This window comes from Geobacter sp. OR-1 (genome assembly GCF_000813145.1).
GTDB lineage: Bacteria > Desulfobacterota > Desulfuromonadia > Geobacterales > DSM-12255 > Geoanaerobacter.
Window position 1 is genome coordinate 38,826 of the sequence record NZ_BAZF01000021.1, and the last position, 25,363, is coordinate 64,188.

A 25,363-nucleotide genomic window follows, 5' to 3' on the forward strand; every position below is an offset into this window, starting at 1 on the left:
GGCAGGTAACCGCGAAGCTTTACCGATAGTTGCTCAACCAATATCTCCCCATTGATACTGAAGTATCGCCAGCATGGCTATGCCAGCCGTTTCCGTCCTCAAAATTCTGGGGCCCAGTGATACCGTCACGCAACCGTTTGAGCGGGCCGAAGAAACCTCTGTCTCGGAAAATCCGCCTTCCGGTCCTGCCAGTATGGTTACCTTATCCGGCCGGTCGATACCTGCCAGGGTTTCACGCAGGCGGTTCGTCTGCTCGCGCTCGAATAGCAAAAGTTTAACAGACTGACCCGCACCCTGCAATGCGGCTTCCAAAGTTTCGGCATAAGTAACGGCCGGTACGGTGGTGCGTTCTGACTGTCTTGAAGCTTCTGATGCGATTTTATTCCATCTGGTGATCTTGGTTGCTAGTTGGGCTTTAGGGATCTTGACTACCGAGCGGGACGATGGGAAGGCGATGATGGAATGCACCCCGAGTTCCGTGGCCTTCTGAATTATCAGGTCGAATTTATCGCTTCTGGGGAGTCCCTGGACCAGGGTCATGGCGGGAATCCCCTGGCGGTCAATGGAGATGGAGTGTCGGTCAAGAATATCAAGGATGAGGCTGCGGCTGTCGATCCGGCGGATGACAGCGGTAAATTCCGCTCCAACAACATCGCATAATATCACCAGGTCTTCTGGGTGAAGGCGGAGTACCCGTACCATGTGCCGGTACAGTTCACCATCGATGGTTAAGGATTCGCCTGGAACAAGCTCTGTGGCTACGAGGAATCTGCGCATTCAACGGTTCCGAATGAATGAAAGGCAGCACCATTCGTCCTGCCGGGTGATTTCCAACTGACTGAGCCCACAATCAAGGTAGGCATCCGTAACCCGTTCTTCCCGCTCTGTAAGTATGCCGGACAGGACAATGATTCCTCCTGGCAGAAGATGGGCAACAAGCTCCGGGGCCATCCTGATCAGGTCTTCAGCAAGGATGTTTGCCAGTATTACGGCGAAAGAGCCGTCGATTCGGTCCAGAGGCGTTGTCGCTACTTCGATATCTTCTGTAATGCCGTTATTGCCGAGGTTTTCCATTGCTACCCGGATCGCCTCCGGATCGATGTCCAGCGCGACAATTCTACCGGCACCCAGTTTGCGTGCTGCTATGGCAAGGACGCCCGAGCCGGTACCCACGTCGAGAATTGTCGGCGGGTTATTCGGCAGAGGCGCGTCATAAGGCGGGAGATGCGCCAAAATCCTTTCAATTGTCTCAAGGCAGAGGCGTGTCGTGGCATGGGTGCCGGTGCCGAAAGCCATCCCCGGATCAATCTCTATGACAAGCCTGTCTCCGAACTCGTCAGACTCCTCCCAGGAGGGTTTCAGCAGCAGTCGCTTCCCGATCGGGCTTGGATGAAAATGCTGTTTCCAGCTGGTTGCCCAGTCTTCCCGGCAGACCGGTTTTACCTGGGGCGGTGTCTGCTCGAATTCCGGGTGATTTGAGCAGAGTGCTGCAACCAGGCGTTCGGATTCTGCGAGCAGCCGGGGGAATTCCGGGGTATCAGGAAAATAAGAGTGGATTGTAACGACATCCGGTTCGGTGAGAGCGTCAATAGAGAAGGTATCAAGGGTTTGATTGTCTATGCACACGCCGTTGCCGGTAAGCGCAAAGAGTTCTTCTGAGAGCTGATCCGCCAGACCGGCGGGAATTTGAAAGGCAACCTCCACCCAACCATCAGACATGTAAAGATCCTCCTGCAGCAATAAGATGGTCCGGCTGGAGCTAACCTAGCAGAACGAAACAGTATTGGTCAATGAAATTCCCTTGACAAAGAGGGGCTTGCAGTGTAATTCATTAAAATAAATTTTTTATAAACCGGGGTGATTGAGTGGACGTTGCTTCGCTCAAAGATGCTGTAGTCAAAGTCATACGGTCGCGAGAGCAAGATTTCATAGCAATATCGCACGAACTTTTTAAGCATCCAGAGACGGGATTGCAGGAACACCGCTCATCGGAATTATTGTGTAAATTCCTGAAGCGTGAAGGCTTCAGGGTGCAATACGGATTGGCCGGGATGGAAACCGCTTTCATGGCGTCTCGTGGCGACACCGGCCCTTCAATCGCAATCCTGGCGGAAATGGACGCATTGCCTGAACTCGGACACGCTTGCGGACATAATATTATTGCTGCAGCTGCACTGGGCGCGGCAACCGGCTTGCGTGCAGTTTTGTCGAATGAGGACATCAGGCTGACGGTCTTGGGCACTCCGGCAGAAGAGCAGGGAATTGGGAAAATCGAGCTGATCAAGGCCGGCTACTTCGACCGGATTGATTTTGCGATGATGGTTCATCCGTCATCACGGCGTTACATCACGAAGGCGTATCTGGGGCTGGCCCGGTTGAAGTTTATATTTTTCGGGCGACCGGCGCACGCCTCTGCTTATCCTGAAGAGGGGATCAACGCTTTGGATGCGGTTATCCAGACGTTTAACGCAATAAATGCCCTCAGACAGCAAACAGCTCAGGATGTAAGAATCCACGGGATTATTACCGAAGGCGGGACTGCCCCGAATATCATCCCGGCCCGCGCCGCGTGCAGTTTTTATGTCCGCGCCATGGATCTGGACCGGGTCCATCAAACGGTCAAGCGTGTTATTGCCTGCGCTCAGGGGGCTGCAACCGCTGCAGGCTGCGAAGTTGAAGTTGTGGAAGATCCGCGGATAATGGCGCCTTTCAGGATCAATGCGGCTTTCTCCGAGCTGTATGCTATACAGTTGCAGGCTCTCGGACTGCAGGTGGATGAGGTTCCGGTTGACCGGAACTGCGGTTCTTCCGATATCGGCAATGTCTCCCAGATAGTGCCGACCATTCATCCTCATGTGCCGATAGGTTTAGGGATAAACATTCACAGCAACACCTTTGCCGAAGCCTCGGTTTCGCCCAAGGGAGATCAGGCCGTGCTCGAGGGTGCATGTGCACTAGCGATGGCTGCAGTTGAGCTGGCATGCGATCCGGAATGCCGCCAGAGGATTACTGAAGAGTTCCGGAATAGTTGACAAAAAATTTGCTGAAATTCCAATCCATGATATTGTTAATGAGACATGCTAATGATTAAGCACTTAAACGAAGAATTGATCCAGCATCTGTATTTACTTTCCGATTCAACCGGAGAGACGGTTGAACGTGTGGTTCGTGCGGCTCTTTCCCAGTTCCAGGGGGGGAATTCACGGCTGCACCGATTGAGCGGATTAAGAAGCCGTTCCGATATCGATGACGCACTGGCCGGTCCCAAAGGAACGCCTGGACTGATAATTTACACGCTGGTCAACCCTGACCTGGCTGAGTACCTGCGCAACGAGGTGGAGCATTATGGCCTCGATGCCATCGATCTCATCAGCCCATTGCTGTACAAACTCTCCGATCTGCTGGGCCGGGCACCGCGAGAAGAGCCGGGCTTGCTCCATCAGGTCGATACCGAGTACTTCAAGCGGGTAGAAGCGGTAAATTTCACTGTTAAGCAGGACGACGGTCAGGAACTTCGTCATCTCTATCGCGCCGACATGGTACTGGTAGGGGTATCGAGAACTTCAAAGACCCCTCTGTCCATTTATCTTGCCCACAAGGGATACAAGGTTGCAAACGTTCCGCTGGTGAAAGGGATTGAGCCTCCACGTGAGCTGTTTGAGATCGACCAGAAGAAGGTGGTTGGCCTTTTGATAGATGCCAAAAGACTGGTTGAGCTTCGTTCCGCCCGGCTCAGAAATCTGCGGCAAAATCCAAGAGGTAGCTATGCGGATTATGAGGTTGTCGAGGATGAACTGGAGTGGTGCCGCCGGATTTATCGCCGGAATCCGCAGTGGCAGGTTATTGATGTTACCAACAAGTCTGTGGAGGAATCAGCTGCGGAAATACTGAAACGCGTCAATGATGGTGTGGCAGCGTGACATTGATGCCGGCAGCTTTGGTTTTTGTTTCACTATATCAAACGCGACGAGAGGTACTAACATGAGAATTCTAGTGGTTGAGGATGAGAAAAAAGTTTCGAGTTTTATCAAACGGGGCCTTGAGGAAGAGAAGTACGAGGTGGATACAGCTTTTGACGGAGAGGAAGGGTTGAAGCTGGCGGTGGAAAGGCCTTATGAAGTGGTGATCCTGGACTGGATGCTGCCCAAGCAGGACGGTTTGTCGGTCCTCAAGGAACTCAGGGCGCAGAAGAAATCAACCCCGGTTCTCATGCTGACTGCCAAGGATACGGTTGAGGACATTGTTGCCGGACTTGATTCCGGTTCCGACGACTATCTGACCAAGCCTTTTGCTTTTGCCGAATTGCTTGCCAGGGTAAGAGCGCTGCTGCGTCGCAGTGAAATGGACCGGGGTGCGGAACTGCGTTTTGCGGATCTGAGGATTGATCCGGTAACCCATAAAGTCTGGCGTAATGACAAGGAGATCGATCTTACTGCCAAAGAGTATGCCCTTCTCGAATACTTCATGCGCAATCCGAACCAGGTTCTAACCCGGACCATGATTGCCGATCACGTCTGGGATTATACTTTTGACAGTTTTACCAATATTATCGATGTCTATGTGAATTACCTGCGGAAGAAGATTGACCGCGATGCTGACAAGAAGCTGATACACACTGTGCGGGGGGTTGGTTACATCCTGAAAGAGGAGGATTGATTGCAGCTTCGTCGCTCAATCCGCTTTTCTTTGACACTCTGGTATGCTCTTACGCTGGCTGTGATAATGCTGGTGTTCAGCAGTTTTGTCTATCTGACCATCCGGGCAGGCATCTATAAACAGATCGACCGTGAGTTGAACAAAATCGCGGAAGCCTTAGCCAGCCCGACCATGGAGCCCTTTCGCCGTGCGGCTCCTTCAGTGTTCGACCAGGTGCTTGAAGATTTCTTCGGAACCAAGATAAACGGTAAATATGTCCAGCTTTTGGAGGCTGACGGTACTGTGGCCGCAGCCTCCAAAAACCTCAACAATCAGCGGTTTCTGCTGTCACGCAGCACGTATCGCAAGGCCGTCGCCGGAGAGAGCATTCATGAGACCGGCCAGGTGAATGGGTTGCCGGACATGCGGATTGTTACGATTCCGGTATTCAATGATCAAAAGCTCGTCCGGGTCGTTCAGGTTGGAGCTCCTTTCGGGGACGAGCTGGAAACTCTCGATAAACTGCTAGTTATTTTCGGTATTTCTATTCCGCTGGGAATTCTGCTGCTCAGTGGCGGCGGATGGTTTCTTGCCGGGCAGGCCTTGCGACCGGTCGATCTGTTAACCCGCACTGCCCAGAGAATTACCGCGGAAAACCTCAGCCAGCGTCTTGAAGTATTAAATCCTGATGATGAAATCGGCCGGCTGGCCGAGACATTCAATTCGACTCTTGCTCGTCTGGAAGCGTCATTTATCCGGACCAGACGTTTCTTTGTCGATATTTCTCACGAACTTCGCACCCCTCTTACGATAATCCGCGGTGAGACCGAGGTCGGTCTCAAGTGGGCCAAAGAGCCGGACGATTTCAAGGAGATCCTTCAGAGCAATCTCGATGAAGTCAAGCGGATGTCCGACATCGTTGAGTCGCTTCTCGATCTCTCCAGGGCGGAGGAGGGGGGAGTTCATCTGGAAATGCAGGAGATCGAGCTCGGAGAATTCCTGCAGGCGCTGATCCATGATCTGAATCAGCAGCAGAAGCACCTTGAACAGGAGAGCCGCGTCTTGTTGGAAAGTGTCGCTTCTGCCTGGATTATGGGTGATATGCGGCGGCTCCGCCAGGTATTTCTCAATCTGCTCAATAATGCTGTCAGCTATTCTCCCGAGGGGAGTACGGTCCGGGTGGAACTGGTTGCAGAGGCCGGACGGGCCAGGGTTTCAGTTGTTGATCGCGGCACCGGGATTCCTGCCGAGGATATCGACCATATTTTCGAACGGTTTTACCGGGTTGACCAATCTCGCAATCGTCGCGACGGTGGGGCTGGGTTGGGGCTGTCGCTCGTCAAGTCACTGACCGAAGCCCATGGAGGAAAAGTCTATGTTGAGAGTAATGTTGGCCTCGGCAGCACTTTTACGGTTGATCTACCAGCCATCCCGGCACCTGCAGAATGCCCTTTCATAGCTTCATAATTTAATCCTTACGGTTGACAACCGGCTCCCTTGTAATTAGATTAAAGCACAAATCAGCTTCCGGAGGTGGATATGTCACGACGATTTTTCGCCAGTGTTGCTCTGTCGCTGGCGGCTGCCATTATGGCAGTATTGCCTGTGCCGAACGCAATCGCAAAACCGGTGAACCCGGATTTTGTCGAACTTGCCAAGCGGTTGACGCCATCGGTGGTCAACATCAGTACCGCAAAGACCATCGCTTCACAGCGCCGTCTCGGGCGTCCCTTCACCAGTCCTTTTGGCTCCAGCCCCTTTGACGATTTCTTTGACCGGTTTTTCGAAGACGCTCCTCAGCGCCAGCAAAAGCAAAAAAGCCTGGGTTCCGGTTTTATCATCAGCAAGGACGGTCTCATCCTGACCAATAATCATGTGGTGGACGGCGCGGACGAGATCAAGGTGAAACTGAACAACGGCAAAGAATACAAGGCGGAGATCAAGGGGCGGGACCAGAAACTGGACCTTGCCCTGATCAAGATTACTGCCTCTACAGACCTGCCTGCAGCTGAGCTCGGCGAGAGTGACGCCATCGAGATCGGCGAATGGGTCATGGCCATCGGGAACCCCTTCGGACTTTCCGAAACGGTGACCGCCGGCATAGTCAGCGCCAAGGGTCGGGTTATCGGGAGTGGGCCTTATGACGATTTCATCCAGACCGATGCCTCGATCAACCCCGGCAACTCCGGGGGACCGCTGTTCAATGTCAAGGGCGAGGTGATCGGCATAAATACGGCGATTGTCGCCGGAGGCCAAGGGATTGGGTTTGCCATACCGATAAATCTCGCTAAATCGATTATCCCGCAGCTCAAGGACAAGGGTAAGGTAACGCGCGGATGGCTGGGTGTCCAGACCCAGGTTGTAACGCCGGAAATTGCCAAGGCTTTCGGGATGGAAGGGGAAAAAGGTGCTCTGGTAGCCGACGTCATCAAGGACACACCGGCCGAGAAAGCCGGACTGAAGAACGGTGACATTATTACAGAAATAGACGGCAAACCGGTGCGGGAGGCTAATGAGCTTTCGCGGATCGTTGCCGCAACCCCTCCTGGTAAGGCTGTTAAGCTGAAGCTGTTTCGCGAAGGCAAGGAAAAGGTCGTAGAGGTTTCTTTGGAGCGTCGAAAGGATGATGGCGACACGGAGGCGCCCGGTGCGGTCTCGCCTGACAAGCTCGGCATTACGGTTCAGGAGCTGAACAAGGATCTTGCCAATTCTCTCAGAATCAAAGAGGCTACCGGGGTAGTGGTCACGGATGTCAAACCGGGAGGGATTGCCGACGAAGCCGGCATTATGCGCGGTGATATCATTCTGGAGATAAACGACGTCAAGGTTCAGACCGTCCCGGATTATGAAAAGGGGATCAAAGCCACCGCCAAGGGGGGGTATCTCCGTTTCCGGCTCCGGCGTGGCGATGCTGCTTTGATAATTGTTACCAAGGTTGAGCAGTAGGAATATCTGCGGGGAGGCCGGCCCGGATTATGAAGCCGCCTCCCCGAAACCCTTACCCGGACGGTTTCAGAAACCCAATTAGCCTTTCCAGGTCCGAATTAACGACCTGCGCCTCTTCTATCCCAGCTCCGGCAATTACCTCCAACGCAACCGCAAATTCGCCGACGTTCTGCGCTATATGGGCATCACTTCCGACAATGACCGGCGTATGAAACTTGCCTATCTGTCGGGCAAGTTTCTCGCAATTGGGGCGGCTGCCGCATCTGCTGAAGGTAAACGAGGCATTGTTTATCTCCAGAGCGGTGCCGGTTAGGGAAGCTTCGCGGGCTATTGCCTCGTAATCAACCGGGAAAGCCGGATTGCCCGGATGCGAAATTGCGTGAATCCCCGGATTATGCATAGCGTTGATCATTGCCTCAGTGTTACGGCCCGTCCCCTTGTCATCAAATCCGCAGAATTCGTGAAAGCCTGCCATGACAAAATCGAGCCTGGATAGATAGTTTTCGGGAAGATCTATCTTGCCATCCGAATCGAGGATGTTTGCCTCGCAACCGGCAAATATTCTGACGCCGGATATTTCCCTGGGGATAAACCGCATAGCGCCAAAGTGGTATATATGGGGGCCGCCGGGCAATGCCGGTCCGTGATCGGTTACCGCCAGGGCCTGCAATCCCTTTTGTGCGGCAGATGCCGCCAGTTCGTTGATCGTTGAGTAGGCATGTCCCGAGGATATGGTGTGTGTATGCATATCGGCAATTATTTTCATGAAGAGACTATTTCACATTAATACTTTGGTTGTCAATGGATACGGCTCGCTTGTCATCGTCCGGTGTGCAGGTACAATATTATGGCGGTTTAGGCGTCAGTCTGATTGTTCGTGATGCCGGAACTATCTGCTCACTCAGAGAAATCTTATTGATCGGGAGGTAGCCTGGATGCAGGTCAAAGTTATTACTGCGGACCCCCTCAAGTTTGTTACACCGGCGTTGGTAGTCGGGTGTTTCGAGGATGTTGACGGGACCGATCTTCTGGAGCGCCTCGACAGGGGGTTGAATGGGGTTCTTTCCTTTCTGCGACAGCAGAAGGAGTTTTCCGGAGAGCTAAACAAGGTGAAAGAGTTGAACACCCTGGGGCAGATGCCTGCCGAGAGGGTGGTTCTGGTTGGACTTGGCAAGAGGAGGGAGTTGACCGCTGAACGGGTTCGGCAGTCCGCGGGCACAGCCTCCAGAACACTGAATCAGCTCGGCGTTTCGAGTTGCCTTGCGACGCTGCCGCAAATTGAAGGTGGTGACAGATTCGCAGGTGCCGTTGTCGAGGGGATGATGCTCGGTTCCTATCGGTTCGATGTCTATAGAACAGAGCCGAAAGAGCGCGCCTGTCTAGCGGAGCTGAATCTCGCGGCCGAAACGAAAAGGGAAGCAAAGGCGATGGCGCTGGCATCATCGGAGAGCCGCATAATATGCGATGCGGTCCGAATGGCCCGCGACCTTGTGTCGCATCCGGGAAATCACGCCACACCGGCCTTTTTGGCTGAACAGGCTCTGGCTATTGCCGCTCGCCAGGGGTTTGCCTGCCACGTGCTGGATGCCAAAGAAATCGAAAATCTGGGTATGAACGGCTTATTGTTCGTTGGCAAAGGGTCGGCTCAGCCGCCCAGGTTCATAATAATGGAGTACCATGGCAGGAGGCAGGACGGCAAGCCGGTAGTCATAGTTGGCAAAGGGATAACATTCGATTCCGGCGGGATTTCCCTCAAGCCTCGCGAAGGGATGGAGCGGATGAAGGATGACATGTCCGGTGCCGCAGCGGTATTCGGTGTCATGAAAGCGGCCGCCGCTCTTAAAATCCCGGTCAACCTTGTCGGGCTGGTTCCGGCTGCGGAAAACATGCCCGATGGCGGGGCATACAAGCCTGGGGACGTGGTCAGGACAATGTCTGGAAAGACCGTTGAGATAAACAATACCGATGCCGAAGGACGAATGGTTCTTTGTGATGCTCTTCATTATGCTCAGCGTTACCGGCCATCGGCTCTGATCGATCTCGCGACCCTTACCGGCGCTTGCCTGGTAGCCCTCGGAACCGAGGCTTCAGGGCTTATGGGCAATGACGACGGGCTGAAAAGGGCCTTGAAAAAGGCAGGGGAAGCGACCGGCGAACGGGTGTGGGAACTGCCGCTTTGGGACGAGTATGGTGAAGCAATGAAGAGCGATATCGCTGACCTGAAAAATGCCGGAGGCCCGCATGCCGGAACTGTTACCGCTGCGTGGTTCCTCAGGCAGTTCGTCGGCAAGGCGAAATGGGCGCATCTGGATATTGCCGGCACTGCCTGGGAAGAGAAAGGGAGAAATTACCTGCCGAAAGGGGCGACGGGGGTCGGTGTGCGGCTGCTGGTGGACTATCTGAGGGGAATTGCCGGATAGATTGCATCAAGGTCCGAATGAAAAGAGGGTGTGCCATCAACTGACACACCCTCTTTTATTGTTTGCCGGAAAATGCGGAATTACTTCACAACTGCAGCTGCAGTCTCAGCCAGCTTGGTTGCGATTTCCTTGTAGGGGTTTGCGTAGAGGATGATCAGACAGACAACCAGAGCATAGATTGCGAGAGACTCGATCATGGCGAGACCGATCATCATGGTGGTGAGGATCTTGCCCGAAGCGCCCGGATTACGGGAAACGCCTTCAACTGCGCGGCTAACTGCCATACCCTGGCCGATGCCGGTTCCTACTGTTCCAAGTGCCATACCGATACCGGCGGCCAGAACGCACATGGTGAAAAAGCTCATTGTACTACCTCCTCGTTTGTTGTTTGTATCCTAAATTGTATAGGATGTTGAAATCAATATAAGTAGTTAATGGGCGTGCTCAAGAGATCCTTGAATATAGATCATTGCCAGCAGCATAAATACGAATGCCTGAATGAAAGATACCAGAACGCCCATTAGCATCATCGGCATCGGTACGATGAACGGCGCCAGTCCGAAAAAGATCATCAGCACCAGTTCGTGGCCGTTCATGTTGCCGAAAAGACGGAGCGTCAGCGATACTACCCTTGAGAGGTGCCCGATAACTTCGATGAAGAACATCATCGGTGCGAGCCAGATGATCGGCCCCATGAAATGCTTTACATAGGCTGCGCCATGGTGCTTGATCCCCACTACATGGGTCATTACAAAGACAATAACTGCACAGGCGGCAGTGGTGTTTATGTTGGCAGTTGGCGGGAAAAAGCCGGGAACCAGGCCAATCAGGTTTGAAACCAGAATGAATATAGCCAGCGTCGCTATCAGGGGGAAGAACGGCTTGCCGTGCTCACCCATGGTCTCGACCAGCATGTTCTCTATGCCGCCGATAATCACTTCCATGAAGTTCTGAAGTCCACTTGGCACGCTCTTCAGGCTGCTCGTGGCAAGTTTGGATACTATCAGAAGAAGTATCATGATCAGCCAGGTATAGGCAATCGCATCTGCTGAACCGGCTGAAATGTGAAGCGGTGCCAGAAGCTCTCTGAAAAACTGCAGGAAAAGTAACGGGTGAACCATAAAATTAACCTCCCATATGGAGTAGTCTGTACAATGTCATGAGCACGATGCCGATTACGAGCACCGAAAGTCCGACGAGTAGGCCGGGTATGCTTATGTTCGCCTTTACGATCAGCGCCCAGATGATGAATCCGAGAGCGGAAAGTCGAAGAATATATCGTACGTTTGCTGACCTTGTCGCCTGACCGGCAGGCATTTGCATTATCTTCTGGAGTGCAATTCGCAGCCAGAAAAAATTGAGAAGAGCAAGGCAGCCGCCGGCTGCAACCCCGATTGCGAATCTGCCGGAAACCATCAGCCAGCCCATGACGGTCATTATCACCACGAGACAGGCACAGCCTATTACCAGCACGGTTATCAGGTTGTCGTCATTTATCCGTGCCGTTCCCATTTCTATGGATCTCCCTGCTGGTTATAATATAAATGTTGCGGAAACCGGCAGCGATCCCGAAAAAAAGAAAGATGTAAAAGAACCAAGGAGCCGTTCCCAGCCATTCGTCAAGTTTAAGCCCGCACCAGACCCCAATCGCTATTGCTACAACGACCGAGATTCCCATACTGGAAACCAGCCCGAGTGCCCGGAAGAGATCCTTTTTTTCACTTTTCATGTCTGAATGGCCTGCAGCAAAACAAGGCTGTTTAGCACAAGAGCGTGGCCGCTGTCAACAATTTATGACAGTGCGTTGCCGCTTCAGGCACTACAGAGCTTTGAAACTTTTTGCTGCCGCAGCGATTGTCCGATCTAAATCGTCCTGACTGTGGGCAATGGAGACAAAAGCGGTTTCGAATTGAGACGGAGCCAGGTATACACCCTCTTCAAGCATCAAACGAAAGTACTTTGCAAAGGCCGCTGTGTCGCAGGTTGACGCGCTGTCCCAGTCGTGAACTTCATTTTTATTGAAAAAAGCGCAGATCATGCTGCCGACGCGGGTCGAGTAAATAGGATAGCCGGCATCTTTGGCGGCCTTGGCAATTCCAGCGGACAGGTAGCTGCTTTTGTCGTCGAGCTCTTGGTAGAAACCGGGGCGTTGAAGAAGTTTCAGTGTTTCGATGCCGGCAGTCATGGCAAGGGGATTGCCGGAAAGTGTCCCTGCCTGGTATACACCTCCCGATGGGGAAAGCAGGGACATTATTTCTTTCTTGCCGCCAAACGCTCCAACCGGCAGGCCACCGCCGATAATCTTGCCGAGAGTGGTCATGTCAGGGGTGACGCCGTATACTTGCTGCGCGCCGCCATAGGCAACCCGGAAGCCGCTCATTACCTCATCGAAAATAAGAACTATTCCTTCGTCAGTGCAAAGCTTGCGCAGCGCTTCAAGAAACCCTTCGCGGGGTGGGACCGTTCCCATGTTACCTGCAATCGGTTCGATAATAATGCATGCTACCTGTCCCTTGTTCTCTGCAACCAGCGTGCGCACCGATTCTATGTCGTTGAAACGTGCGGTAAGCGTGTGCTTTGCAAAGTCGGCAGGAACGCCAGGCGAATCAGGCACGCCAAAAGTTGCGGCCCCTGACCCTGCCTTGACCAGCAGTGCATCGGAATGTCCATGATAGCATCCGGAAAACTTGAGGATCTTGTCGCGGCTGGTGTAGCCTCTGGCCAGGCGAATGGCGCTCATGGTCGCTTCGGTACCGGAACTCACCATTCGGACCATTTCGATCGAGGGCACAGCCTTGATGACCATTTCCGCGAGTGTTACTTCAAGTTCGGTCGGGGCGCCGAAACTGCAGCCATTATCCATGGTCTGCTTGACCGCTGCTACGACTTGCGGGTGGCAATGGCCTAGAATCATTGGGCCCCAGGAACCGACATAATCTATATAAGTATTGTCGTCTTCGTCGATTATCTGTGAGCCGGACGCCCGTTTTATGAAGAGGGGGTCTGCTCCCACCGATCTGAATGCGCGGACAGGGCTGTTGACGCCGCCGGGTATTGAATTTTGGGCTTGTTTGAACAGGCAAACTGAGCGGCTGTTTTGCATGTGCTTATACCTCGTTGATGAGATTTACTTAGAAATGAAGATATTTTTATACCTACAAGGCTCTTGGGTGTCAAGGTGTAACTAGCCGAGATTCAATTGCTTGAGGGAAGCGGGTTTTGATGTGAAAAATAATGGCGCTGAGAGGGAGATGATTAAAGCTTTTTTTTCTTGACACTGCCTAAGAAATGAAATAAGTTCCCGTTCGGTCAAGTGTATACAGTATGCGTTTAAATGTTGTATTAATGTAACAATTTTACTAATGAAATTAATGGCTTAAACAGAGAGTCCTGAAGCAGAATAGAAGTATGGAAGCAATGGCTTCAGGGCATATATCAGAGTGGAGGAAGTTGCATATGTTAGGTGCATACCTGCCCATTATCTTTTTGGTAGTAATTGCGGCGGTGTTCGGATTCGCTTCCCTGTGCTTTTCGTCGCTTATCGGACAGAAGAAGCCGTCGGAAGTCAAGCTGGCACCGTACGAATGCGGATGCGAACCGGTCGGGTCGGCTCGCGAGCGTTTTTCTGTAAAGTTTTACATTATTGCCATGTTGTTCATTCTGTTTGATATTGAAGCAGTGTTTCTGTATCCCTGGGCAATCATTTATAAGAAGTTGGGAATGTTCGGAGTGATGGAGATGGCAGTCTTTATTGTCATTCTCTTTGTCGGTTATATTTATGTCTGGAAAAAAGGAGCACTGGAATGGGAGTAGATCAGCCGTTGGGAGACAACTTCATTACAACGTCCCTGGATGGCCTCGTCAACTGGGCGAGGAAGTCCTCCATCTGGCCGATGACCTTCGGCCTTGCCTGTTGTGCTATTGAGATGATGGCAACCGGTGCGTCCCATAACGACTTGGACCGTTTCGGTATTATCTTCCGCGCCTCGCCTCGCCAGGCAGACTGTATTATTATTGCCGGCACTGTAACGAAAAAGATGGCCCCGGTCATTCAGACCGTATATGAGCAGATGCCGGAGCCGAAATGGGTTGTTGCGATGGGTGCCTGTGCCTGCTCGGGCGGTGTTTTTGATACCTACAGTGTTGTGCAGGGAGTGGATAATTTTCTCCCGGTAGATGTCTATATTCCTGGTTGTCCGCCTCGGCCTGAGGCGCTGCTTTATGGTCTGATGAAACTGCAGGACAAGATAATGAAAGATAAGAACTCTTTCGGTTCAACCATCGGCCTTGGCGAGCGCATAGAGTCTGCGGCGTAGCGAACTTTCAAATTAAGGGGAACTAACGGTTATGGCTGAAAATAATCGCGCAGTAATAAAGCTCAAAGAGAAGTACGCGGACTCCATTCTTGAGGTGAAGGAGTTTCGGGGCGAGGTTACGGTTACGGTCGCCAGGGAGAAGATTCTGGAGATCTGCGGTTTCCTGAAGGATTCGCTCCGCTTCAATCTGTGCACCGACGTCACTGCGGTAGATTATCTTGGGAAGCAAGAGCCGCGTTTTATGGCAGTCTACAACCTCTATTCAATTCCTAACAAGGATCGCATTCGTGTTAAGGCTCCGGTGCCTGAGAGTGACTGCGCTATCGATTCGGTCACCGGGCTGTGGAAGTCGGCGATTTTTTTAGAGCGCGAAGTGTATGACCTGATGGGTATCAACTTCCGGAATCATCCAGACCTTCGCCGAATTCTGATGACGGATGACTGGGTAGGCCACCCGCTCCGCAAGGACTATCCATTGCAGGGACCTGATCGCGAACCGTACAAAGGCAGGCTCTCTTAAGGGCTCCATTTTTCTGAAGTAGATAGTTAATCACGCTATTTAGATTAGATACAGAGGCGAGCAATGGCTAATAAAGAGGTAATGACAGTAAACATGGGACCGCAGCACCCGAGTACACACGGGGTTTTGCGGCTCGTCATCGAGCTTGACGGAGAGATCATTGAGAAGATCACTCCTCATATCGGCTATCTGCATCGTGGGGTGGAGAAGCTGTCGGAGCACCGGACTTATCATCAGACGATCCCTCTTACTGACCGTCTGGATTACCTGGCTCCGATGAGCAATAACCTCGGCTATGTGCTGGCGGTCGAAAAACTGCTCGGAATAGAGATTCCTGAGCGGGCCCAGACCATTCGCGTGATTATGGCGGAGTTGACGCGTCTCAAGTCGCACCTTGTTTGGATTGCCTGCCATGCGCTCGATATCGGTGCGATGACGGTCTTCATCTACGCCTTCCGCGAGCGCGAAGCAATCATGAGTCTATATGAGAAGATCTCCGGCGCGAGAATGACCAGTAACTATTTCAGGGTCGGCGGCCTTTCGTCTGAAGTATATGACGGCTTTGAAAAAGACGTTCGCGAGATCATCGATACCTTCCCGGCACACTTTGATACCTATGAGGGGCTGCTGACGAAGAATACCATCTGGATGCAGAGGACCATAGGCAACGGCGTAATCTCGGCCGAAGATGCCATAGATTACGGCATTACCGGTCCTGCGCTGCGTGGATCAGGTGTTGACTGGGATCTTCGTCGCGACAATCCTTACAGCGGTTATGAGAAATACAATTTCACTGTACCGGTGGGCGAGAAGTGCGACACCTACGACCGTTACAAGGTTCGTCTCGTGGAGATGAGGGAGGCGGTCAAGATTATCCGTCAGGCCCTTGATTCACTCAAGCCCGGGCCCATCCTTGCAGATGATCCGCAGGTTTGCTATCCGCCCAAAGAAAATGTGTACAACACGATCGAAGGGCTTATTCATCACTTCAAGATTGCCAGCGAAGGTTTCCCTGTTCCTGAAGGGGAGGTTTACCAGAGTGTTGAAGCGCCAAAAGGTGAACTCGGGTATTACCTGGTCAGTGACGGCGGTAACAAGCCTTACCGCATGAGAATTCGCCCACCTTCATTCTGCAACCTCGGGGCTATTGAGAAGATGGCTAAAGGTGCGATGATAGCGGATCTTGTGGCTGTAATCGGAACATTGGATATCGTGCTTGGTGAGATCGACCGGTAACGTTACCGCGACAAAGGAGAGGGAGTAATGAGCAACGCTCCGGCCGAAGCAAAAAACGATGAAAAAACCCCAGCTGAAGAGATCGATCTCGGTCCAGCTAATCATGTCATAGACAAGTACCTGACTCTCCACGGGAACCTGATGCCGGTTCTGCAGGGAATTCAGGATGAGTATGGTTACGTTCCTAAGCCTACTATAGATCTTGTGGCAGAGCGGTTGAATGTTTACCCCAGTCAGATATTCGGCGTTCTAACCTTTTATGCCCAGTTCCATTTAAAGCCGCGTGGTCGCTTCATAATAAGGGTATGTGTTGGTACGGCATGCCATGTTCAAGGCTCGCCGCGAATCGTTGAGACCTTCTTTGACAAGCTCGGAATCGGGCATGCTGAAACAACTCCGGATCTTCGATACACCTTCGAAAAGGTTGCGTGTCTGGGCGCATGTGGTATGGCGCCGCTGGCAATGGTTAATGATTCCACCTACGGTGCGATGACTGTACAGAAGGTTGATCAGATCATAGCCGACTATAACCAGAGGCCAATGAAGTAAGTAAGTAGCTCGATACTATTCGTTAAGGGACAATTCAGTCATGAGCGAAAACGCTGCGATAAAAATTTTGATCTGCCAGGGTACCGGCGGTGTCTCGATGGGGGCCAAAGAGGTCGAGGCGGAGTTTAACAGGGTAATTGCCGAAAAGGGCGTTGACGCCGTTGTCGGCAAGCGTTGCGACGTGATCAAGACAGGTTGTCGCGGTCTCTGCGCAAACGACGTGCTTGTAGATATTATCACAGAAGAAAATGGGCGGGTTACCTACGACTTCGTCAAGCCAGAAGAAGTAGAAAACATCATCAACGAACACATAGTTAACAAAACAGTCCTTGAAAAGCGTAAAGCCAAGCCATATTACAATACATTTGTCGATCAACAGCTGCGAATCGTTATGACCGGTTGCGGTCAGATCAATCCGGAAAGCCTCGACGCGTATCTTGAGGAGGATGGGTTCAAGGCGGTTCAAAAGTGCGTCAAGGAGATGAGCCCTGCCGGTGTCATCGATGAAGTCAAGAAGTCGGGGTTGAGAGGCCGCGGCGGCGGCGGATTCCCGACAGGTATGAAGTGGTCCTTCTGTGCAGGGTCCCCCGGTGAACTCAAGTATGTAATCTGTAACGCCGACGAGGGTGATCCGGGCGCATTCATGGACCGGTCGGTTCTGGAAGGCGATCCTTACTGCGTCATCGAAGGAATGATGATTGCCGGTTATGCAATAGGCGCAGTAGCTGGTTATGTATATGTTCGCGCAGAATATCCGCTTGCAATCGAACGTCTCCAGATGGCATTGGATGTCTGTTACGAGAAGGGTTATCTCGGCAAGAATGTTATGGGGCTGGGCTTTGACTTCGATCTGAGAATAAAGAAAGGTGCCGGTGCATTCGTCTGCGGCGAAGAAACAGCACTTATGGCATCCATCGAGGGCGAGCGCGGCATGCCCCGCCCCCGCCCGCCTTTCCCTGCCGTAAAAGGGTTATGGGGAAAGCCGAGTAATATAAATAACGTAGAGACCTTTGCCAACGTCCGCCATATCATTCTTCGTGGTGCTGAATGGTATGCCTCTCTGGGTACGGAGACCACCAAGGGGACAAAGATTTTTGCGGTTACCGGCAAGGTGAAGCATACCGGTCTTGTTGAAGTGCCTGCAGGGATGACGGTTAGTGACGTTATCTATAAGGTCTGCGGTGGTATCGCCAACAACCGCAAGTTCAAGGCAGTACAGGCGGGTGGCCCTTCAGGGGGCTGCATCCCTGCAGAGATCCTCGATACGCCGGTTGACTATGATTCCTTGATAAAGGCAGGCGCCATGATGGGTTCGGGTGGTCTGGTCGTCATGGATGAAACCACCTGCATGGTAGACGTTGCCCGTTTCTTCCTGACCTTTACCCGTGACGAGTCCTGCGGCAAGTGCGTCCCGTGCAGAATCGGTCTCAAGGCAATGCTTGACGTTCTGGAGAGGATCACCACCGGTCAAGGTGTGCCTTCGGATATCGACACGCTTCTGGACATGGGTAATACCATCAAGAAGGCTTCGCTGTGCGGGCTCGGCCAGACGGCTCCAAACCCCATCCTCTCAACTATCAAATACTTCCGGCATGAGTACGAAGCCCATATAAATGAAAAGCGCTGCCCCTCCAACTGCTGCAAGGAACTCCTTCTGTGGCAGGTGGTCGAAGAAAAGTGCGTCAAGTGTGGCGCCTGTTTCAAGGCGTGTCCGGTAGATGCCATCAGGTGGGAAAAAGGGCAGATTGCATTTCTTGACCAGGAAAAATGTACGAAATGCAAGTCCTGCTACGACGCCTGCCGATTCATGGCCATCGAGTAGATGCGTGCTGTAAGTCAAACATCTGAGGGAGACAGAGGTCGAGATGGTTACTCTTACAATCGATGACAAGCAGGTAACGGCATCTAAAAATGCCACCATATATGAAGCTGCTAAGGCCGCTGGTATTCAAATCCCTGTCATCTGCCATGACAAAAAACTGAATCCCTTCGGCGGTTGCCGCATGTGTCTTGTCGAAGTCGAGCAGATGAAAGGACGTCAGATCCCTGCGTGTACCACACCGGTAACTGAGGGGATGATCGTTAGGACAACGACAGACGAGATTATCAAGGCCCGTAAAATGGTTCTTGAGCTGCTCCTTCTTAAGCATCCCATTGATTGCCCTGTCTGTGATGCGGCTGGAGACTGTGATCTGCAAAACCTGACCTATGAATATAAGGTCAATACTAACCGATTCCAGGATGAAAAGTTCAACTGGAAGATAGATTACGAAAATCCACTTATAGAGCGGGACATGAATCGCTGTGTGCACTGCGGCAAGTGCGCACGAATCTGTGATGAAATTGTCAGCTATGGTGCCTACTCATTCATTAACAGAGGTATCAACGCAAAAATCGGCACTGAGTATGATGGCCCACTGAATTGCGAATTCTGCGGCTCCTGCGTCTCAGTTTGTCCTGTAGGTGCACTTGTCAGCCGCCCGTTCAAGTTCAAGGCCCGTTGGTGGGCGATGAACAAGGTGAAGACGGTCTGCGGTTACTGTGGAACCGGTTGCCAGCTGACTCTCGGTGTCAAGGATAGCAAGGTTCTCACAACCATTTATGACGAAAATCAGGGATTTCATAATGGTCAGCTCTGTACGCGTGGCCGTTGGGGATACCAATTCATAAACAGCGACAAGAGAATTACGACACCGCTGGTAAAGAAGAACGGTTCGCTGCAGCCGGCGACATGGGAAGAGGCATTGAATGTAGTATCCGCTAAGCTCAAAGAAGCAAAATCAACTCCCGATTCGCTTGCTGCCCTTGTTTCTCCACGTCTGACCAATGAAGAACTCCTGCTTACAAGGAAACTCTTCAAGGATCTGCTTGGATGCGACAACGTCGATCATTCGGCAGGATATGCGCACACAGCCCTTACATCCGGAGCAAAGGAGAGCCTCGGCTATCCTGCGTCACCGTCGGTCGTAGCCGATGTGCAGAAGTCGGATCTGTTGCTCGTCATCAATGCCGACCTGTATCAGACCCATCCGGTACTTGGCTTTGAGATAAACCTCGCTGTCAAGCGCCAAGGGTCAGCAATCCAGATTGTTTCCGATAAAAAAGGGAAACTCTCCAAACTTCCTGAAGCCAAAACGTCCATATACAAGCCAGGCGCAGAACTCCTCGTCATTAACGCGATAGCGAAGGTCATACTTGACGAAAATCTCCTCGATTCTTCTGCACAGTCAACAGGCGGATTCAGCGCATGGCAGAAGGGGCTGGAGTCTCTCAGTGTTGACCAGGCAGCCGATCAGTGCGGTATCGCCGCCGATGAAATCAAGGCTATTGCCCGTAACTATGCAAAGGCCGAGAAGGCGCTCATCCTCCTCCCAACTGGCATGGGATATCCGGGCCACGGCAAGGAGCTGGCGCAGGCAGTGATAAATCTGGCGTTACTGACCGGCAAGGTCGGAAAAGAGGGAAGCGGCGTACTTATCCTAGGTGAGAAAAACAACAGCCAGGGTGCCGCAGATCTCTCCATTCATCCGACATCAGGTGGCAAGAGTGCTCTGGATATCATTGCCGGTTGTGTCTCGGGCTCTATTAAGACGCTGTATGTAGCAGGCGAGAATCCGGTTGTATCCTATCCGAACCGGAAGCTGGTTGAGACTGCTTTGGAAAAGGTTGAGTTTCTGGTTGTGCAGGACCTGTTCCTGACTCCTACAGCAGCCATGGCCGATGTCGTACTCCCTGCCTGTTCATTCGCCGAAAAGGATGGGACTTTTACCAGCGCACTCGGAGCAGTTCAGCGCGTCAATCGTGCCATTAATCCTGTTGGTGAGTCTCGATCCGATTTCCGGATATTGAATGACCTCTATAATGCAGTTTCCGGTCAGCCTGCTTTTACTGATGTCAAGGCAGCTTTCCAGGAGCTGTCGGGAACTGTTGCCGGATATGCCGGATTGAGTTATGACACTCTCGGTGATGAAGGGTCCGTTCGGCCGGTTTCTGGTACGGCAACGTTTGTTCCGGTGGCCGCAGCTGCTCCGGCAACCGAATCAGGCAAACTCGCACTGGTTACAGGAAGTGCGCTCAATCACTCGGGAACGCTCTCCGTGTATGGCGAAGGACCAATGCTGGTTTGCCCTGAAGCATATGTTGAGCTTAACAGGGAAGATGCCAAGTCGCTTTCAATCAGTGATGGCGACCAGGTTGCCATAAAGTCGTCCACCGGCGAGCTTCGTTTGAAAGCCAAGGTTGGCTCCAGGCTCCCGAAAGGTGTTGTTTTCGCTCCATATCATTTTGCCGACGCATCAATAAACACGGTGACTGCGGGAAGTGCTGTAACCTTTGTAACGATCGGTAAATAATACAGAATCCGTCAGTTTTAAACACTAGCGAGAAGGGGAAGAGGAACTCATGGGATTCGAACTGTTTGGACTGCCAATGATTTACTACATAGCCATGATTGTAAAGGTGCTGGTAGTCTTCGTGTTTGTTCTGTTAACTGTCGCCTATGCAACATACGCTGAACGGAAGATTATCGGCCATATGCAAGTACGGCTCGGGCCAATGCGGACAGGATGGCATGGACTGCTTCAACCGATAGCGGACGGCATTAAGCTCTTTTTTAAAGAGGAGATCGTCCCTTCTCAGTCAGATAAATTTGCCTTTCTGCTCGCGCCAATAATTGCCTTGATACCCGCTTTTATAGGATTCGCGGTTATACCGTTCGGCGATACGATTGAAGTCATGGGATACAAGATACCTCTGCAGATCGCCGCATTCTACGATACTGCAGCCGGCAAGGTTGTGGATCTGAACGTAGGTGTTCTTTACATCCTTGCCTTGGCATCAGTCGGCGTATACGGGATAGTGCTTGCCGGTTGGGCATCGAACAGCAAATACTCTCTGCTTGGCGGACTCCGTTCATCGGCACAGATGATTTCTTATGAACTTGCTGCCGGTCTGGCAATCATCTCGGTGTTCATGATGTCCGAGTCATTGTCTCTACAGAAAATCGTAGCCGATCAGGCCGGTTTTGGCTGGTACGCATTCAAGCAGCCTCTGGCTTTCATTCTTTTCTTTATCTGTTCCATTGCCGAAATAAACAGGACTCCTTTTGACCTTCCTGAAGCAGAAACTGAACTGGTCTCTGGCTTCTGTACCGAATATTCGAGCATGAAGTATGCGATGTTCTTCATGGCTGAATATGCCAACATGGTTACAGTGTGCGCGGTTACGACAACTCTATTTCTCGGTGGCTGGCATGGTCCCGGGTTCCTTCCCGGCTGGGTCTGGTTTATTGCCAAAGTATACTTCCTTATATTTGTGTGTATGTGGATTCGCGCTACCTACCCCCGCTACCGCTACGATCAGCTCATGCGTCTCGGCTGGAAAGTGTTCCTGCCGCTGACATTGCTGAACATTGTGGTTACTGGTCTGATTGCACGCTGATTCGAATTTAACGGAAGAGGATATCCGCCATGATAATGCCGTTGATTAATGGTCTGAAGATTACCCTGAAGCATATGTTCATGAAACCGGTTACGCTCCAGTATCCGACTGAACGTCCGAATGTAGCCCCCAATTTCCGTGGTCTGCATGCATTGAAGGTTGCACACAATAACGCCAAGTGTGTTGCGTGCTACCTTTGTCCAACTGTTTGTCCGGCAAAATGTATAACCGTTCAAGCTGGGGAAGATGAAAACCACGATAAATATGCGGCAGTTTATGAGATTGACATGCTGCGTTGTATCTTTTGTGGCTACTGTGTTGAGGCCTGCCCTGTCGATGCGCTTAAGATGACGCAGACGTTTGAACTCGCGAACTACAAGAGGGAAGACTTCATCTTTACCAAGCAAGCCTTGTTAGAAAAGAAATAAAGGAGCAGCAATGGAAACCATCTTCTTTACTATTGTGGCAGCGGTAACCGTCCTTTCCGGGATTATGGTAGTGACATGCCGCAACCCTATTAACAGTGCTCTATCGCTGATCCTGACCTTTTTCTGCATAGCGACACTGTACGTTACCCTTGATGCCCCATTTATGGCAGCCGTACAAGTACTTGTATATGCCGGGGCGATAATGGTCCTTATTGTATTTGTTATCATGCTCTTGAATATACGGTCCGAAGTCGGACGGCGTTACACACATGCAGGGATAATCGGTACTGTTGTCGGTTTCCTCATGTTGGTGTTGACCTTTAATTTCCTGAATAACAGTTCTCTGACAGGCGCAAAGGGCTTGATTACTACAGATGTGATCAACAAGATCGGGCATACGGAACTGATTGCCCGGTCGATGTTCACTGATTTCCTGTTGCCTTTCGAAATTACGTCAATACTGCTTCTGGTTGCAATTATAGGTGCAGTAATTCTTTCAAAGAAGAAAATCTAACGTTACAGGGGTGACGAGATGCTATCGCTGCACAGCTATTTAATTCTCAGCGCAATTCTGTTTTCAATTGGTGCCATTGGTGTGCTGATTCGACGAAATGCCATCGTAATCTTCATGTGTGTGGAACTGATGCTCAATTCCGTCAATTTAACATTTATTGCCTTTTCAAAGTATCTGGGCAATATGGATGGCCAGATCTTTGTCTTCTTTGTTATGACGGTAGCTGCTGCAGAAGCTGCAGTGGGCCTCGCCCTGATGATCGCATTTTATAAGAACCGCGAGTCCATCGATGTTGAGGACTTAAACCTGATGAAGTGGTAATCAGGGCAATCAGTACAACGAATCATTTCACTCAAGGAGTCTGGAATGTTTGAAAATGTATGGCTCATACCTTTGTTTCCTCTGATCGGCTTTCTGATCAATGGCTTCTTTGGTAAGAAGATCAAGAATGAAGCTGTGATTGGTGGAATCGGTACCCTGATGATTTTCCTTTCGTTCCTGGTGTCATGCGGGGTACTTATGCAGCTGATTGGTCTCCCTGCTGAACAGAGAGTATTTGAGAAAGTTGTTTTCCCTTGGATTCATTGCGGAAACTTCAAGGCTGACATGGCATTTCTCATCGATCCGCTGTCAGCGGTAATGATCATGGTAGTAACAGGTGTCGGCTCGCTTATTCACCTGTACTCGATTGGATATATGCATGGCGAGGAAGGATTTTACCGCTTTTTTGCCTATCTGAATCTGTTCTGCATGTCGATGCTTCTGCTCGTTCTTGGCAGCAACATGCTTGTTATGTTTATCGGATGGGAAGGCGTTGGTCTCTGCTCCTACCTGCTTATCGGTTATTATTTTGAAAAGAAATCTGCTGGTGACGCTGCGAAGAAGGCGTTTGTAATGAACCGCGTCGGTGACTTCGGTTTCCTGATCGGTTTGTTTACCCTGTACTGGTGGTTTGGAAGCAACCATAATATCTGGACAATAAATTTTGTTGAAATAAAGGCGGCCTCGCACCTGTTGCCTTATGGCGGTGTAGTTACGATAGCGACACTCTGTTTCTTCCTGGGGGCTACTGGTAAATCAGCACAGCTACCTCTTTACACATGGCTTCCCGATGCAATGGAGGGCCCGACACCTGTTTCCGCCCTCATCCATGCAGCAACAATGGTAACTGCCGGTGTATATATGATCGGCCGGATGAGCTTTGTATTTATCAAATCACCTGAGACAATGATGGTGGTTGCGGTTGTTGGTGCTTGTACGGCCATTTTTGCAGCTACAATCGGTACAGCACAGAACGATATCAAGCGAGTACTCGCTTATTCGACCGTATCCCAGCTCGGGTTCATGTTCCTGGCCATGGGTGTTGGCGCCTTTGGAGCCGGTATATTCCACCTCATGACCCACGCATTCTTTAAAGCCTGTCTCTTTCTTGGGTCTGGTTCGGTTATTCACGCCATGCATCATGCGCTTCACCACGGTCATCTCCATGATGATGCGCAGGATATGCGGAACATGGGCGGGTTAAAGAAATACATGCCGATAACCTTCCTTACGTTCCTTGTGTCAACGATCGCCATTGCCGGTATTCCAGGGTTCTCCGGCTTCTTCTCAAAAGATGAAATTCTCTGGCAGGCATTTGCCAACCCATACCACGGCGGCCTTAACATAGTCCTCTGGGGTATAGGCTGCATTGCGGCGATGTTTACGGCATTCTACATGTTCCGGCTCGTATTCATGACATTCTTTGGTGAGTGCCGCATTAACCCGAAGGTCAAAGATCACCTCCATGAATCACCGCTGGTAATCACTATTCCTCTGATGGTTCTCGGTTTCCTCGCCGTTGTCGGCGGCTATATCGGCATGCCAAAGCTGATGGGCATGCTCCCCAACTATTTCGAGCATTGGCTTGACCCGGTCTTCGAGCTTGCCAACGAATACGGGAAAGAGTATGCCCATGTCGGCCACCACACTCATGCCCTTGAATGGGGGCTTATGGGGCTGTCGGTAGTCATCGCTGTAATAGGTATCACCATTGCTTTTACAATGTACATGGCCAACAACAAACTCCCGGAAAAGTTCACCTCCACGTTCCCCGCTCTCCACCGGGCGGTATACAACAAGTGGTACATGGATGAGCTGTATGACTTCCTGTTTGTGAACCCATGCAAGGGATTTGGCAATCTGCTTTGGAAGGGCTTTGACGTAGTGGTTGTAGACGGCATTGTCAACGGTGTTGGTAAGATATTTATGGGTCTGAGTGCCGGTATTCGAGGATTGCAGACCGGTTACACCCATAACTATGCGCTCGGTATGACTCTTGGCGCTGTAGTAATTGTAGCTTTATATATTTTCAGATAGAA

The 25,363-nt window shown here is 51.4% G+C and carries 26 protein-coding genes; 18 read left to right on the top strand and 8 right to left on the bottom strand.

The window, feature by feature from the left end; genetic code table 11:
• Positions 1-33 precede the first annotated feature (33 nt).
• On the bottom strand, positions 34-777 hold the full coding sequence (locus tag OR1_RS17175) for a 16S rRNA (uracil(1498)-N(3))-methyltransferase (protein WP_041973526.1): 744 nt from the start codon (positions 775-777) through the stop codon (positions 34-36).
• Complete coding sequence (gene prmA, locus OR1_RS17180) at positions 778-1,719, bottom strand: 50S ribosomal protein L11 methyltransferase (protein WP_041973528.1); 942 nt, start codon at positions 1,717-1,719, stop codon at positions 778-780.
• A gap of 146 nt (positions 1,720-1,865) precedes the next feature.
• Between prmA and OR1_RS17185 the strand changes: the two genes are divergently transcribed.
• The 5 genes from OR1_RS17185 to OR1_RS17205 all read left to right on the top strand — a co-directional run bounded on the left by OR1_RS17185 (position 1,866) and on the right by OR1_RS17205 (position 7,581).
• Positions 1,866-3,032 carry a M20 family metallopeptidase gene (locus OR1_RS17185; protein ID WP_041973530.1) on the top strand — a complete coding sequence of 389 codons (1,167 nt, stop codon included), beginning with the start codon at positions 1,866-1,868 and terminating at the stop codon, positions 3,030-3,032.
• 51 nt (positions 3,033-3,083) lie between these two features.
• Positions 3,084-3,920: a pyruvate, water dikinase regulatory protein gene (locus OR1_RS17190; protein WP_041973532.1), complete on the top strand. Its 837-nt coding sequence runs from the start codon at positions 3,084-3,086 to the stop codon at positions 3,918-3,920.
• A gap of 61 nt (positions 3,921-3,981) precedes the next feature.
• Complete coding sequence (locus OR1_RS17195; RefSeq protein ID WP_041973534.1) at positions 3,982-4,656, top strand: response regulator transcription factor; 675 nt, start codon at positions 3,982-3,984, stop codon at positions 4,654-4,656.
• A complete protein-coding gene (locus tag OR1_RS17200) occupies positions 4,657-6,102 on the top strand; it encodes a cell wall metabolism sensor histidine kinase WalK (protein WP_041973537.1) in 1,446 nt (481 codons plus the stop codon).
• A gap of 72 nt (positions 6,103-6,174) precedes the next feature.
• Positions 6,175-7,581 carry a DegQ family serine endoprotease gene (locus tag OR1_RS17205; protein ID WP_041973539.1) on the top strand — a complete coding sequence of 469 codons (1,407 nt, stop codon included), beginning with the start codon at positions 6,175-6,177 and terminating at the stop codon, positions 7,579-7,581.
• Positions 7,582-7,633: 52 nt separating this feature from the next.
• Here the strand turns inward: OR1_RS17205 and OR1_RS17210 are convergent, their stop codons facing one another.
• Positions 7,634-8,347, bottom strand: coding sequence for a phosphatase (locus OR1_RS17210; RefSeq protein ID WP_041973541.1), 714 nt, complete (start codon positions 8,345-8,347; stop codon positions 7,634-7,636).
• Between the two features lie 169 nt (positions 8,348-8,516).
• Between OR1_RS17210 and OR1_RS17215 the strand changes: the two genes are divergently transcribed.
• Positions 8,517-10,001 (top strand): leucyl aminopeptidase, encoded by a 1,485-nt coding sequence (locus OR1_RS17215; protein ID WP_041973543.1) that lies wholly within the window; start codon positions 8,517-8,519, stop codon positions 9,999-10,001.
• 80 nt (positions 10,002-10,081) lie between these two features.
• Here OR1_RS17215 and atpE read toward each other — a convergent pair whose 3' ends face one another.
• From atpE to hemL, 5 genes are all read right to left on the bottom strand, one after another.
• Positions 10,082-10,366: an ATP synthase F0 subunit C gene (gene atpE, locus OR1_RS17220; RefSeq protein ID WP_041973545.1), complete on the bottom strand. Its 285-nt coding sequence runs from the start codon at positions 10,364-10,366 to the stop codon at positions 10,082-10,084.
• Positions 10,367-10,432: 66 nt separating this feature from the next.
• The gene (gene atpB, locus OR1_RS17225) at positions 10,433-11,122 is read right to left on the bottom strand and encodes a F0F1 ATP synthase subunit A (RefSeq protein WP_041973547.1); all 690 of its coding nucleotides are present in this window, start codon (positions 11,120-11,122) and stop codon (positions 10,433-10,435) included.
• Positions 11,123-11,126: 4 nt separating this feature from the next.
• Entirely contained in the window at positions 11,127-11,513 is a 387-nt protein-coding gene (locus OR1_RS17230) for an ATP synthase subunit I (RefSeq protein WP_041973549.1), read from the bottom strand.
• Positions 11,491-11,730, bottom strand: coding sequence for an AtpZ/AtpI family protein (locus OR1_RS17235; protein WP_041973551.1), 240 nt, complete (start codon positions 11,728-11,730; stop codon positions 11,491-11,493). The genes OR1_RS17230 and OR1_RS17235 overlap by 23 nt, the downstream gene beginning before the upstream one ends.
• Positions 11,731-11,820: 90 nt before the next feature.
• On the bottom strand, positions 11,821-13,104 hold the full coding sequence (gene hemL, locus OR1_RS17240; protein ID WP_041973552.1) for a glutamate-1-semialdehyde 2,1-aminomutase: 1,284 nt from the start codon (positions 13,102-13,104) through the stop codon (positions 11,821-11,823).
• A gap of 353 nt (positions 13,105-13,457) precedes the next feature.
• On the opposite strand from hemL, the gene OR1_RS17245 reads away from it, so the two are divergent.
• From OR1_RS17245 to nuoL, 12 genes are all read left to right on the top strand, one after another.
• The gene (locus OR1_RS17245) at positions 13,458-13,814 is read left to right on the top strand and encodes an NADH-quinone oxidoreductase subunit A (protein WP_041973554.1); all 357 of its coding nucleotides are present in this window, start codon (positions 13,458-13,460) and stop codon (positions 13,812-13,814) included.
• On the top strand, positions 13,805-14,317 hold the full coding sequence (locus tag OR1_RS17250) for an NADH-quinone oxidoreductase subunit B family protein (RefSeq protein WP_041973556.1): 513 nt from the start codon (positions 13,805-13,807) through the stop codon (positions 14,315-14,317). Before OR1_RS17245 ends, OR1_RS17250 begins: the two co-directional genes overlap by 10 nt.
• A gap of 31 nt (positions 14,318-14,348) precedes the next feature.
• Positions 14,349-14,837 (top strand): NADH-quinone oxidoreductase subunit C, encoded by a 489-nt coding sequence (locus tag OR1_RS17255; RefSeq protein ID WP_041973558.1) that lies wholly within the window; start codon positions 14,349-14,351, stop codon positions 14,835-14,837.
• A gap of 63 nt (positions 14,838-14,900) precedes the next feature.
• Entirely contained in the window at positions 14,901-16,073 is a 1,173-nt protein-coding gene (nuoD, locus tag OR1_RS17260; protein WP_041973560.1) for an NADH dehydrogenase (quinone) subunit D, read from the top strand.
• Positions 16,074-16,100: 27 nt separating this feature from the next.
• Positions 16,101-16,622: an NAD(P)H-dependent oxidoreductase subunit E gene (locus OR1_RS17265; RefSeq protein WP_041973562.1), complete on the top strand. Its 522-nt coding sequence runs from the start codon at positions 16,101-16,103 to the stop codon at positions 16,620-16,622.
• Between the two features lie 40 nt (positions 16,623-16,662).
• Positions 16,663-18,444: an NADH-quinone oxidoreductase subunit NuoF gene (gene nuoF / locus OR1_RS17270; protein ID WP_041973564.1), complete on the top strand. Its 1,782-nt coding sequence runs from the start codon at positions 16,663-16,665 to the stop codon at positions 18,442-18,444.
• 43 nt (positions 18,445-18,487) lie between these two features.
• Positions 18,488-20,974, top strand: coding sequence for a molybdopterin-dependent oxidoreductase (locus tag OR1_RS17275; RefSeq protein ID WP_041973566.1), 2,487 nt, complete (start codon positions 18,488-18,490; stop codon positions 20,972-20,974).
• Between the two features lie 49 nt (positions 20,975-21,023).
• Positions 21,024-22,061 (top strand): NADH-quinone oxidoreductase subunit NuoH, encoded by a 1,038-nt coding sequence (gene nuoH / locus OR1_RS17280; protein WP_041973568.1) that lies wholly within the window; start codon positions 21,024-21,026, stop codon positions 22,059-22,061.
• Between the two features lie 29 nt (positions 22,062-22,090).
• Complete coding sequence (gene nuoI / locus OR1_RS17285) at positions 22,091-22,489, top strand: NADH-quinone oxidoreductase subunit NuoI (protein WP_041973570.1); 399 nt, start codon at positions 22,091-22,093, stop codon at positions 22,487-22,489.
• 10 nt (positions 22,490-22,499) lie between these two features.
• Positions 22,500-23,003, top strand: coding sequence for an NADH-quinone oxidoreductase subunit J (locus OR1_RS17290; protein ID WP_041973572.1), 504 nt, complete (start codon positions 22,500-22,502; stop codon positions 23,001-23,003).
• A gap of 18 nt (positions 23,004-23,021) precedes the next feature.
• Positions 23,022-23,324 (top strand): NADH-quinone oxidoreductase subunit NuoK, encoded by a 303-nt coding sequence (gene nuoK, locus OR1_RS17295; RefSeq protein WP_041973574.1) that lies wholly within the window; start codon positions 23,022-23,024, stop codon positions 23,322-23,324.
• Positions 23,325-23,369: 45 nt separating this feature from the next.
• On the top strand, positions 23,370-25,361 hold the full coding sequence (gene nuoL / locus OR1_RS17300; protein ID WP_041973576.1) for an NADH-quinone oxidoreductase subunit L: 1,992 nt from the start codon (positions 23,370-23,372) through the stop codon (positions 25,359-25,361).
• Positions 25,362-25,363 lie beyond the last annotated feature (2 nt).